Raw genomic sequence first — 11,822 nt, 5'->3', positions numbered from 1 at the left:
ACGATATGAGTCTTGGCAGCAGCATGACGAACCTTGAAAGTTCCCATTTCTACTGTGAACTGGGCGAGCTGATTTCCAGTACCGGTAACGATCATTTCGCCGCGAACATGCTGCGCCTGGTGGACAAACTGGTGCCAGTGGACCTGGTTGAACTCAGCGAGTGGACACTCGACGAGCGCCAAGCCAGCGTGCTCGATATCAAGCCACTGGGTTGCGCCGCCCTCGAGCAGGACCCTCCGCCGGCGCCTGCGCTGCACCATCCCGACAACAACCCGCTGCTGGAACGGATGACCGAGATGGACGACTCGCTGCTGATCCAGATGAACGCCCGCCTTCAAGGCTCCCGGGAAACGCGTCACCAGTGCAACCTGGTATCGCGCACCGCCAACCGGCGCTGGGTCATCTCGTTTTGCCGCCCACAAGCGCGGCCGGTGTTTTCCCTGAGTGAACTGTCGTTCCTCAAGAACCTCTCCGATACCCTGCTGCCACTGACCGAGCGTCACGCCTGGATCAGCCGGCACACCGCCGCGAGAGCGGAGATGAATACCCCGCCCAGCGCTGGAGGCGACCTCGAACACAAACCGTTGGAGCAGGCCTTCGACGAGCGACTGACGCTGGAGCAGGTCATGCTCTCGGTCAGGGAAAAGGAAGTCTGTCTCGGCCTCCTCAGCGGCGGCACCATTCCACGCCTGGCCGAACAGCTCTGCGTCAAGAACAGTTCAATCGAGACCTACCTCAAGCGAGCCGCGAGCAAGTTGGGGGTCAGTGGCCGACACGGACTCGCGCGGTGGATGGCCAGAGCATGAACCGCCCCTTCCCTCCATCCTTGAGTTTCACCCGGACGGCCGCCCGCCTGGTCCGCCCATGGCGCAAGCCGATGAAGCACTTGCCGATCGCCCTGCTGGGCATGATGTTGGTGCTAGGCGGCTGCTCGCTGATACCGGAGTATCACCAGCCCGCTTCCCCCAGTGCCGCACAGTATCCGTCGGGACCGGCCTACGCGCCGCTGTCCGCAACCGACACCGGTATCGCGGCGGGCGCCGACTGGCAGCAGTTGTTCCAGGATCCATCGCTGCGCCAACTCATCGCCAACGCCCTGGACAACAACCGCGACCTGCGCGTGGCCGCGTTGAACGTCGAAGCTTTCCAGGCGCAATACCGACTGCAGCGGGCCGACCTGTTCCCGGCGGTTTCCGCCAACGGCAGCGGCACCCGCCAGCACGTTCCCGGCAGCCTGACCGGCACCGGCAAGTCGGCGATCACCTCGACCTATTCGGCGAACCTCGGCATCAGCGCCTACGAACTGGATCTGTTCGGGCGAGTGCGCAGCCTGACCGAACAGGCCAGGGCCAACTACCTGGCCACCGAGGAGGCCCGCCGCAGCACCCATATCAGCCTGGTGGCGAACGTCGCCAATGCCTACCTGACCTGGCGAGCGGACCAGGAACTGCTGGCCCTGAGCCGCAAGACCCTCGATGCCGACGAGCAAAGCCTGCGCCTGACCGAACGTAGCCGCGACGCCGGCAAGATGTCGACGCTCGATGCACTTCAGTCCCGGACCAGCGTCGAAAGTGCGCGCGCCAGCGTGGCACGTTACGAGCGCCAGGTCGCCCAGGACCTGAACAACCTGGCCCTGCTGGTCGGCGGGCCGGTACCGGACACCCTGCCCGGCCTGCCCCTGGCCAACGAGCTGGTGGCGCAGGTGCCGGCGGGCCTGCCATCGGACCTGCTGCAGCGGCGCCCGGACATCCTCCAGGCCGAGTACAAGCTCAAGGCGGCCAACGCCAACATCGGCGCGGCTCGGGCGGCGTTCTTCCCCAGCGTGACCTTGACCGGCACTGCCGGGACGTCGAGCAACCAGCTGTCCGGCCTGTTCAAGGGCGGCTCTGGCGCCTGGACTTTCCAGCCCCAGATCAGCCTGCCGATCTTCAACGCCGGCAACCTGCGGGCCAGCCTGGATTATGCCAAGCTGCAGAAGGACATCCTGGTGGCGCAGTATGAAAAATCCATCCAGACCGCCTTCCAGGAAGTTGCCGACGGCCTGGCGGCACGCAAGACCTACAACGAACAACTCAGCGCCCAACGCGACCTGGTCGATGCAACGCAAACCTACTACGACATGGCCCAGCGTCGGTATCGCACCGGTGTCGACAGCAGTCTGGTGTTTCTCGATGCCCAACGTTCCCTGTTCACAGCCCAGCAGGGTTTGATCAACGACCGACTGGCGCAGTTGGTCGCCCAGGTCAACCTGTACACCGCACTCGGAGGTGCTTGGGCACAACCGGCCGACCTGGCGTTGTCCGATTCGCCACACTGAAACCGCAGGCGGGCCGGGTCACGGCCCCGCCCCTCAGCCGAGAAATTCCATATCCTGCTGATCGATTTTCGGTGCGTTCTCACAGAGATGGCTCTTGAGCATACCGAGCATCTTGTTATCCCGGGCCCGATCGGGCCACACCATGTAGTAACTGTCGCCAGTACGCACGGCTTTTTTCGACGGCAACACCAGCGCCCCCTTGAGCAACTCGTCGCCGACCAGCGCGAGGTCGCCAATTGAAACGCCGTGTCCCTGGATCGCGGCGGAAATGCCCAACTCCAGCGTGTCGAGTATCTTGCCTTTCTGCCAGGAGACCGAGCCGATCAGCCCGGCACTCTCCAGCCAACGCTGCCAGTCGCGGCGATCCCTGGACGGATGAATCAACCCGGCAGAAAAAACCTGGTCGCCCCTTGACTCAAGACGTTCGATCAATTGCGGGGAGCAGACTGGAACCAGCCACTCGTCGAACAACTTCACGTAGTTCCAGTCTTCCGGGAAAACACCCGAGCCGAGCAATACCGCGCAATCGAAAGGTTCGGCCTCGAAGTCGACGAAATCGACATCCATCCATTCGCTGGTCAGTTGCACCTGATCATCGGGATGCAACTCATTGAACCCGTCCAATACATTCAACAACCAGCGCATGGTCAACGTCGACGGCGCCTTGAGTCGCAACGTCTGTTCCTGACGTGCCGTGGAGATACAGGCCTGCTCAATGATCCTGAAACCGATTTTCAGTTCCTGCGCCAGTAACCGGCCAGCATCGGTCAGGAAAATCTTAGGTCCCTTACGCTCGAACAAAGAACAACCGAAATGTTCCTCCAAAGTTCGAACATGCCGGCTCACGGCACTCTGGGTAATACATAAATGATCCGCCGCAGCGGTAAAAGAACTGAAACGTGCGGCCAGCTCGAAAGCGCGCAACGCATAAAGCGGCGGCAGTCGCTTTAGAACTTCACCAGACGGATCATGATAAATACTCATCCTTACCCATCCCTATTTTCTGTTTTTTCAAGATAAAGAACTACTGGATAATTCCGAACGTACATAAGAGAACTACCTAACTATAAAAAGCGGTGCAGAAAAATCCACCTGCACGCAGTGAGTAGCCTCATGAATCTCCGTTATCGGCCTGCGACCTCCAAAATACTCAACGAACTGAAGAATACTCGCCATGCAAAATTGCACCGTTTTACTGCCCCCTACCGTCCCGGCTGAAAAGATGTCCCTGGAAAGCCGACACAGACTGGAGGATTTCCGTCTGAACGGCAACAAAAACGGTTATATAGTCCTCAAAAACCAACCTATCGGCAACATCCCCCCTACTCCATCGAATCGCGACGAACTAAATAAAAACTGCGATATAAGCGAGAACACGATTCTAACCGCAACTAGCATACTAGGGGAGCCAATAGGTTATGTTCAAGAGTCAAATGGCGCTCTCGTAAACAATTTCTTCCCCCAAAAAAATTTCTCCCACGATGTAACTTCCGACAGCTACGACACTGAACTCGACCTGCACACCGAAAACGCCTTCCACGATCAATCCCCAGACTACCTGATTCTCCTCTGCCTACGTCAGGACCCTGAGGCAAAGGCCCTCACCTATATCACTTCAGTCGGCAACATCCTGGATCGACTAAGTGCTGAAGACATCGAATTCTTTCAAACCGAAAAATATAACTTTCTTTCAGATTACGGAGTGAAAGAAAAGAACTGCCGAATCGACATAAACAGAAAGCAGACTGTGCTGTATGGCAACCCGCAATTCCCCTCCTTCCGCTTCGACCCACACTTCATGATCGCCGAGGACGACCTGGCACAAGCCAAGATGCAGCACCTGCGCAGCGTGGCCTGGGCAGCGGCACAACCGGTGGCACTTGAAGCCGGCGACCTGCTGGTGATCGATAATCGCAAAACCTCTCACGCCCGCAGCGCCTTTTCCGCGCAACTCGACGGACGCGATCGCTGGATTCAAAGAACTTTCGTCCTGGCCACCGAACAACCTGAGCCAGTGCGCAAGCAAAAGCCGCGACTGACGCTGGTGAGCCCGGCATGAATGCAACGGACCTTGACCATGCACGGCTGGAGAATCAGCTGACATCGCTTGCGGCTTGAACAGATTCGTCCATGCCGTTGCGAAAGTTACTCCCTGTTCATGGCTCCTTTACTGGCAATTGATCCTTGCGCCCCAAACAAACTAATGGCGACACACGGGTAAAATCGATGAATGCACAGAAGTTGTTCCCGCACATTGGAAAAGTTATCGCCAGCACCGGCAGCAGCCACTTTCCACGCTTGCTCCACGACCTGATCCTGACCCGTCTTCCAGTGGATGCAACCCATATTACCCAGTTCCCTGTCGAACACGACGACAACCCTCCAGGCAAACTTTACAACCTGCCGACCGGAACTCAAAAACGCGAAAACAAGTTAACCCTAGTTGAAACCTCCCCACCCATTTCATTGACCGACGACCTGCTTACCTGGCACGACTCGACACAGCATCCAGCAAGTTTCACTACAACCCTGCAAACTGCACCCCAGCAATCCAATTTCTCTGTGGACAATGCCGCGGAACTGCATTTGAGCAGCAATAAGGAAGATTATCGCTACGTCATCTCCCTTTATCGTAGCAACCCTTCACAACAGTTTTCAGCACAAGAACGCTCGACCCTGCAGAACTTCTCCCACCTGCTACTGCCCCTGGTGGAGAAACATATCAATACCATTCGCCAGCCAGTGCGCCGCCGCGAGGAAACGACTTTCCACCTGGACGGGCAATATAGCCGCGGGATCGAAAGCCTGCGCCAGCGCTTCGACCAACGCCTGTCTCAATCCGGCCTGAAGCTGTCGTCGAGGGAAACGGAAATCTGCGTCGGCCTGCTGGCCGGATTGACCGGGCCAGAGCTGGCTAAGCACCTGGGCCTGGGGGTCAATACAGTGGAAAGTTATCTCAAGCGGGCCGCGATCAAGATGGGGATCAGTGGTCGCCATTCGCTCATCCGCTGGATGCACGCCAGCGAACGCAGCGCCGGGTAACGCGTGCAGGCCAACCCGGCGGGACATCCCGCCGGGGCCCTGTCGGGTACCGGCGGAAGGCTCGAAATTGTCCTTTCGAGGCGGCACCGCATCAACTGACAGAATGATTGCGTTATAACTTCAACAATGAGCTTCGGCTGAGAAATTCTCTCTCTCTGGAATAAACTTTTCGGGCCACCTCCCGGCCGGAAAAATGTATCTCGCCGATGGTGATTCCAGCATATCCCCGGGCCGATCGGGCAGCACACTCGAGAGCCTGGCAACCCCCGCCCTCCGGCTCATGTAAAACAACTGAGCAAGTGCCATCCAATACCGGGACAAGTTGCCGTGCAAACATTTGCACGTCCTCCCATGCCATCGCAAGATCATCAATCGCCAGTTGTTGATCAAAACCCGCCAGGCTCCGGATCAGCCCCGGCGCAATTGATACCTGCAGCAATCAAGCGGTCGCCGGATAGTTGCCGTAGACACAACTTTATATCACTCGACTGGACCTTCCTTCGGGATCGGTTCATTCGCCAACAGCTCTGGCTGTTATCAACCTGTTTTTCGCCAAACGTCATGGGGTGATCAAGTAATGGAAGAACTCAGCTATCTCGGGAAAGTCGAGTCGAATGCACGCACGTATGCGGCGACGTTCCAGCAACTGTTCGTCGGCGGCCAGGGCATGCGAATCAGGGACGCCCATGGCAAGGAATACCTTGACTGCCTGTCCAACGCCGGCACCCTGGCGCTGGGTCACAACCCACCCGAAGTCAAGGCAGCGGTGATGGAGTTCCTCGCTGGCGATCACCTCCAGCAGGGCCTGGACCTGGCAACGCCCGCCAAGTACATGTTTGTCCGGGAGCTGTTTTCACTGCTGCCCGACGCCATGCGCAACTCCAGCAAAATCCTGTTCTGCGGCCCCAGCGGCTCGGATGCCGTCGAAGCGGCCATCAAGCTCGCCCGCCACTACACCCAGCGCTCGGCCCTGATGGCTTTCCAGGGCGGCTACCACGGCATGACCGCCGGCGCCTTGTCGGCCATGGGCAATCTGCGCCCCAAGAGCAGCCATGGCATCATCGCCCAGGACACTCACTTCCTGCCCTTCCCCTACCGTTTCCGTTGCCCTTTCGGCACCCGCGGCGAGCACACCGAACAGTTGTCCATCGACTACATCCGCAACGTCCTGTGCGACCCCGAGGGTGGCGTAACCAAGCCGGCGGCAGTGATCGTCGAAGTCGTCCAGGGCGAAGGTGGCTGCATTCCGGCGTCGGCCCAATGGTTGCGGGAACTGCGGGCAATCACCCAGGAGCAGGAAATCCTGCTGATCATCGACGAAGTCCAGACTGGCCTCGGCCGCACCGGCACCACCTTCGCCCTGGAGCATTCGGGCATTGTCCCGGACATCCTGGTGTTGTCCAAGGCCATCGGCGGTGGCTATCCGTTATCGGTCATCGTCTATGCCGAGCACCTCGACACCTGGGGTCCAGGTACCCACGCTGGAACCTTCCGAGGCAACCAGTTGGCAATGGTCGCCGGCACCGCGACCATGCGTCATATCCGGGAAAACCACCTGGAGGCCAACGCCTCGGCCATGGGCCAACTGCTTGAGGATGGGCTGAGGCAAATTGCCCAGCGTCATGACTTCATCGGCGACGTGCGCGGGCGCGGCCTGATGCTTGGCGTCGAGGTGATCCGCCCCGGCGTCGGCGAGCATGTCGGCCTGGGCGATGGCCAGCGTGCACGGCAGATCAAGCTCAACTGCTTCGAGAACGGCCTGGTGGTCGAAACCGGTGGCCGCCACGGTGCGGTATTGCGGTTCCTGCCGCCGCTGAACATCACCGAGGCCGACATCAGCCAGGTGCTCGAACGCTTCGAGCAGGCGGTACGCAAGACCTGCGAAAAGCGCCTGCCCGTACTCGACGAGATCGCCTGAGACCTGTTCCACGACAGAAACTCGAGATCCCGGTGAGCGGCACACGCTCACCCGCATCGATCGCCGGGTCGATACCTTTGTCGACCCTGGATGCGCCGCCGGCGTGACGAGGGTCACTTCGGTGCAACACCATCCAATAACGTACAACCTCGTACGATACCAGCCTGTATTACAGGTGATTGGGCAAATATATTTGCCGGAAAATTGTAGGTGTGCCCACACAACAGAAAGGGTAAATGACCACTTTCAATGTAAGCAATAGCCTACAAAATCAGCTGTGCAATCAAATTGTCATGATTCAACCGTGACCTTCCGGCAGAAAATAAACTTTTAAATCAATAGATTGAACTTTCACAGACATTTTTCTGCGGCCGTTTTCACGCTTTTGAATATGCCTGTCATATAAAGAGTCAATTTTTCGGCGCCTGTTTTGTATCTTTTTATGTCCCAGAATTCCACTACAGACACTCGCTTGCGGTATGGATTCAAATTCATCGCACTTGCTGAATCGCTTCTCGAAAACGTTTGAATCTAGGGCTAGCGCCGCGTGACCGCCGCCTCCGGAAGGTTGCCGTGCCGCTGCACCTGAAAAGGTAAACAGGAATGAACCGAACCAGCAGTATCATGGATGTGGAAAGTGCCCGCTTCTATCACGAACTGGGCGAACTGGTCCTCAATGTGGGTCAGCAGCACTTCGCCGAGGGCCTCTATCGATTGGTCGCTCAATTGGTGCCGGTCAACGCACTGGAACTGAGCGAATGGACCATTGACGACCGCCAGAGCCGCGTCGTCGATGTCCGACTGGTGGGTGGGGCCGGCGAGCCGGAGGATATTCCGCCGCCGAGCAACATCAGGCACGCCAGCGAGCATCCGCTAGGCAAGGACATCATCGAGATGGATCACCCGCTGCTGATCCAGATGAACGCCAAGCCCGCCGTACCCGGCAAGCCGCGCAGCCATGCCGAGTACCACCAGTGCTGTCTGGTGTCGCTGAAGAACAACCGCCGCAGCCTGATCTCACTGTACCGTCCGCAACACCAGAAAGCCTTTTCCCTGACGGAACTGTCGTTCCTCAAGAATCTCTCGGAAACCCTCTTGCCGCTGATCGAGTGCCATGCCCAGGTCACCCGCCAGTCGCTGCAAAAGCTGGGCACCTGGCTGCCCAACCCGGGCGCGGAAAACGAACTGACCTCCCTGCAGCGCGACTTCAAGGAGCGCCTGGCACTTTGTGACATCACCCTGTCGGTTCGTGAGCAGGAAGTCTGCCTGGGGTTGCTCAACGGCGGCACCGTGCCGGAAATGGCAGAAAAGCTGTGCGTCAAGAACAGCTCCATCGAAACCTATCTCAAGCGCGCTGCCGCCAAGCTGGGGGTCAGTGGCCGGCATGGGTTGGCCAAATGGATGGTCGGCACCCCGGTGCCCATGCAGGCCTGATGGAGGCCGGATAGCTACCCTCGTCCCTATACTGCAGCCGCCCTGCACCCTGGCGGGAAGTGACTACGGTGTCTCTACTGGAGCGACAACCATGAGCAAGTTCGAGCCGGGCCAACATGTAAGACTGCGTTCGGGGGGGATCCGGATGGTGGTCAAGCAAACGTCCCATGCCAGCCAGTTTCCGGATACCACCCTGGTGCACTGCGAGTACCAGGCCAAGCACCGTACCGTGCAGGGTTTCTTCGCCGCGGCCAACCTTGTGCGCGTCGGCAACCTGCCAGACGCCAGGAACGAGCAGCAGGAGCGCACCGAGTCCTGAAGCATCCTCCTCGCCGAGACTGCAATCATTTAGCCACCCTTCCATCATGATACCGTCACAATCCCCGGACAAAATGAACGCAGTCAAAGGGATTTGACCCATCTGCTGAAAGCCCGCTCCTTAATCAGGCGGGCTTTTCGCTTTTTACGCACCCGATAAACGGATGCCTCGGGCCAGTGCCCGGCCCCACGTCCTGAACATGCTGTTCGCACTGACGAAAATCAGGGTGTAACAGGCTTTCGCCACGATACGCCCAGGCCGCCCGGTAAGCAGCGCGGCTCATTCAATGGGCGAAATACGCCCGCTAACCTTTCGATATGAACCAACTAAAGGCACAATGCGCGTCCTTTTTTTGGCTAGCCCTGCCGGAGGCCTCGAAATGATCAAGACGCCGTACTACCTCATCGACAAGCAGAAGCTGCTGGTCAACCTGCAGAAGATCGCCTACGTGCGCGAACAATCGGGGGCCAAGGCGCTCCTGGCACTCAAGTGCTTCGCCACCTGGTCGGTGTTCGACCTGATGCAGCAATACATGGACGGCACGACGTCGTCATCGCTCTACGAGCTCAAGCTCGGCCGCCAGAAATTCGCCGGCGAAACCCACGCCTACAGCGTGGCCTGGGCCGACGATGAAATCGGCGAAATGCTGGAAAACTGCGACAAGATCATCTTCAACTCCATCGGCCAGTTGCAGCGCTTTGCCGAGGCCTCGGCGGGCAAGACCCGTGGCCTGCGCGTCAACCCGCAGGTGAGCAGCTCCGACTATCTGCTGGCCGACCCGGCGCGCCCCTTCAGCCGCCTGGGCGAATGGGACCCGGCTAAGATCGAGCAGGTCATCGGGCAGATCTCCGGCTTCATGTTCCACAACAACTGCGAGAACGGCGACTTCAGCCTGTTCGACAAGATGCTCGGCACCATCGAGGAACGCTTCGGCCACCTGTTGCACAAGGTCGAGTGGGTCAGCCTCGGCGGCGGCATCCACTTCACCGGTGAAGGCTACGCGCTGGATCAGTTCTGTGCCCGCCTCAAGGACTTCTCGCAGAAGTACGGCGTCCAGGTCTACCTGGAACCGGGCGAAGCGGCGATCACCCAGAGCGCCTCGCTGGAAGTCACCGTGCTCGACACCCTGTACAACGGCAAGAACCTGGCGGTAGTGGACAGCTCCATCGAGGCGCACATGCTCGACCTGCTGATCTATCGCCTCAATGCCAAGATGGAACCGAACGACGGCAGCCACACCTATATGGTATGCGGCAAGTCCTGCCTGGCCGGTGACATCTTCGGCGAGTACACCTTCGATCAGCCGCTGGCCATCGGCGACCGACTGTCGTTCATCGACGCGGCAGGTTACACAATGGTCAAGAAAAACTGGTTCAACGGTCTGAAAATGCCGTCCATCGTAGTGAAACAACTCGACGGTAGCGTCGAGACGGTTCGTGAGTTCAGCTACGACGACTATCTGTCCAGCCTCTCGTAAGCTGGCTGTCCAAAGGAGAAATGAGCAAATTGAAGAAGAACGTACTTATCATTGGTGCAGGAGGTGTCGCCAAGGTGGTGGCCCACAAGTGCGCGCAGCACAACGATGAACTCGGTCGTATTGCTATCGCGTCGCGCAACATCTCCAAATGCCAGGCCATCATCGACAGCGTCAAAGCCAAGGGCAGCCTCAAGCAGCCCGCCGACATCAAGGCTTTTGCACTGAACGCCCTGGACGTCGAAGCGACCAAGGCGCTGATCCGCGAGACCGAATCGCAGATCGTCATCAACGTCGGCTCCGCGTTCCTCAACATGTCGGTCCTGCGTGCCTGCATCGACACCGGCGTGGCCTACCTCGACACCGCCATCCACGAAGAGCCGGGCAAGGTCTGCGAGACCCCGCCATGGTACGGCAACTACGAGTGGAAGCACCTCGAGGAATGCCAGCAGAAGAACATCACCGCCATTCTTGGCGTAGGTTTCGACCCAGGCGTGGTCAATGCCTATGCGGCCCTGGCACAGCAACAGTATTTCGACCGCATTGACTCGATCGATATTCTCGACGTCAACGCCGGTTCCCACGGCAAGTATTTCGCCACCAATTTCGATCCCGAGATCAACTTCCGGGAGTTCACCGGGCAGGTGTGGAGCTGGCAGGACAGCCAGTGGACCAGCAACACCATGTTCGAAGTCAAGCGCACCGACGACCTGCCGGTCGTGGGCTCGCAGAACCTGTACCTCACCGGTCACGATGAAGTGCACTCGCTGTCGAAGAACCTCGACGTGCCCAACGTGCGCTTCTGGATGAGTTTCGGCGAGCACTACATCAACGTCTTCACCGTGCTGAAGAACCTTGGCCTGCTCTCCGAGAAGCCGGTCAAGACCGCTGAAGGCCTGGAAGTGGTGCCACTGAAAGTGGTCAAGGCCGTACTGCCCGACCCTGCCTCGCTGGCACCGGGCTACACCGGCAAGACCTGCATCGGTGACCTGGTCAAGGGCAGCAAGGATGGCCAGCCGCGCGAGCTGTTCATCTACAACGTGGCCGACCATGAGGACGCCTACGCCGAGACCGACAGCCAGGGTATCTCCTATACCGCCGGTGTACCGCCAGTGGCTGCGGCCCTGCTGGTCGCCCGTGGCGAGTGGGACGTGCAACGCATGGCCAACGTCGAGGAACTCCCAGCCGAGCCGTTCCTCAAGGCGCTGGACGTGATGGGCCTGCCGACCCGCATCAAGGACGAGCGCGGTGACCGCGCCTGGGACGCTATCGCCTGATAGCTCCCCTCCCGGACCTTCGATAAGGTCTGCGTGAACAG

Annotated in this window: 10 protein-coding genes; 9 read left to right on the top strand and 1 reads right to left on the bottom strand. The window is 59.0% G+C overall.

Features of this window, described 5'->3' with window-relative positions; translation table 11 throughout:
- Window positions 1-5 precede the first annotated feature (5 nt).
- Window positions 6-806 carry a helix-turn-helix transcriptional regulator gene (locus AC6I6U_RS16390; protein ID WP_497882943.1) on the top strand — a complete coding sequence of 267 codons (801 nt, stop codon included), beginning with the start codon at window positions 6-8 and terminating at the stop codon, window positions 804-806.
- A 71-nt stretch (window positions 807-877) separates the two neighbouring features.
- Window positions 878-2,317, top strand: a complete 1,440-nt coding sequence (gene adeC, locus AC6I6U_RS16385) for an AdeC/AdeK/OprM family multidrug efflux complex outer membrane factor (RefSeq protein ID WP_497883044.1) — start codon at window positions 878-880, stop codon at window positions 2,315-2,317.
- Window positions 2,318-2,350: 33 nt separating this feature from the next.
- On the opposite strand, the gene AC6I6U_RS16380 is transcribed toward adeC, so the two are convergent.
- Window positions 2,351-3,301: a LysR substrate-binding domain-containing protein gene (locus tag AC6I6U_RS16380; protein WP_497882942.1), complete on the bottom strand. Its 951-nt coding sequence runs from the start codon at window positions 3,299-3,301 to the stop codon at window positions 2,351-2,353.
- Window positions 3,302-3,491: 190 nt separating this feature from the next.
- On the opposite strand from AC6I6U_RS16380, the gene AC6I6U_RS16375 reads away from it, so the two are divergent.
- The 7 genes from AC6I6U_RS16375 to AC6I6U_RS16345 all read left to right on the top strand — a co-directional run bounded on the left by AC6I6U_RS16375 (window position 3,492) and on the right by AC6I6U_RS16345 (window position 11,781).
- Window positions 3,492-4,376 carry a TauD/TfdA family dioxygenase gene (locus AC6I6U_RS16375; protein ID WP_497882941.1) on the top strand — a complete coding sequence of 295 codons (885 nt, stop codon included), beginning with the start codon at window positions 3,492-3,494 and terminating at the stop codon, window positions 4,374-4,376.
- 167 nt (window positions 4,377-4,543) lie between these two features.
- Entirely contained in the window at window positions 4,544-5,359 is an 816-nt protein-coding gene (locus AC6I6U_RS16370) for a helix-turn-helix transcriptional regulator (protein WP_497882940.1), read from the top strand.
- A 577-nt stretch (window positions 5,360-5,936) separates the two neighbouring features.
- The gene (locus tag AC6I6U_RS16365; protein WP_497882939.1) at window positions 5,937-7,277 is read left to right on the top strand and encodes a diaminobutyrate--2-oxoglutarate transaminase family protein; all 1,341 of its coding nucleotides are present in this window, start codon (window positions 5,937-5,939) and stop codon (window positions 7,275-7,277) included.
- 603 nt (window positions 7,278-7,880) lie between these two features.
- Window positions 7,881-8,711, top strand: coding sequence for a helix-turn-helix transcriptional regulator (locus AC6I6U_RS16360; RefSeq protein ID WP_497882938.1), 831 nt, complete (start codon window positions 7,881-7,883; stop codon window positions 8,709-8,711).
- Between the two features lie 91 nt (window positions 8,712-8,802).
- Entirely contained in the window at window positions 8,803-9,030 is a 228-nt protein-coding gene (locus tag AC6I6U_RS16355) for a YodC family protein (protein WP_497882937.1), read from the top strand.
- 379 nt (window positions 9,031-9,409) lie between these two features.
- Window positions 9,410-10,507, top strand: coding sequence for a carboxynorspermidine decarboxylase (nspC, locus tag AC6I6U_RS16350; RefSeq protein WP_497882936.1), 1,098 nt, complete (start codon window positions 9,410-9,412; stop codon window positions 10,505-10,507).
- Between the two features lie 29 nt (window positions 10,508-10,536).
- Complete coding sequence (locus AC6I6U_RS16345; protein ID WP_010453123.1) at window positions 10,537-11,781, top strand: saccharopine dehydrogenase family protein; 1,245 nt, start codon at window positions 10,537-10,539, stop codon at window positions 11,779-11,781.
- Window positions 11,782-11,822 lie beyond the last annotated feature (41 nt).

Source organism: Pseudomonas sp. UTLPPB19802 (assembly GCF_059730225.1).
This window is presented reverse-complemented; position numbering and strand designations above follow the sequence as displayed.

Excerpts from the sequence above, each read along its gene's own strand:
- adeC (WP_497883044.1), top strand. The coding sequence starts at position 878 with ATGAAGCACTTGCCGATCGCCCTGCTGGGCATGATGTTGGTGCTAGGC.
- AC6I6U_RS16380 (WP_497882942.1), bottom strand. The coding sequence starts at position 3,301 with ATGAGTATTTATCATGATCCGTCTGGTGAAGTTCTAAAGCGACTGCCG.
- AC6I6U_RS16375 (WP_497882941.1), top strand. The coding sequence starts at position 3,492 with ATGCAAAATTGCACCGTTTTACTGCCCCCTACCGTCCCGGCTGAAAAG.
- AC6I6U_RS16365 (WP_497882939.1), top strand. The coding sequence starts at position 5,937 with ATGGAAGAACTCAGCTATCTCGGGAAAGTCGAGTCGAATGCACGCACG.
- AC6I6U_RS16390 (WP_497882943.1), top strand. The coding sequence starts at position 6 with ATGAGTCTTGGCAGCAGCATGACGAACCTTGAAAGTTCCCATTTCTAC.
- AC6I6U_RS16360 (WP_497882938.1), top strand. The coding sequence starts at position 7,881 with ATGAACCGAACCAGCAGTATCATGGATGTGGAAAGTGCCCGCTTCTAT.
- nspC (WP_497882936.1), top strand. The coding sequence starts at position 9,410 with ATGATCAAGACGCCGTACTACCTCATCGACAAGCAGAAGCTGCTGGTC.
- AC6I6U_RS16355 (WP_497882937.1), top strand. The coding sequence starts at position 8,803 with ATGAGCAAGTTCGAGCCGGGCCAACATGTAAGACTGCGTTCGGGGGGG.
- AC6I6U_RS16370 (WP_497882940.1), top strand. The coding sequence starts at position 4,544 with ATGAATGCACAGAAGTTGTTCCCGCACATTGGAAAAGTTATCGCCAGC.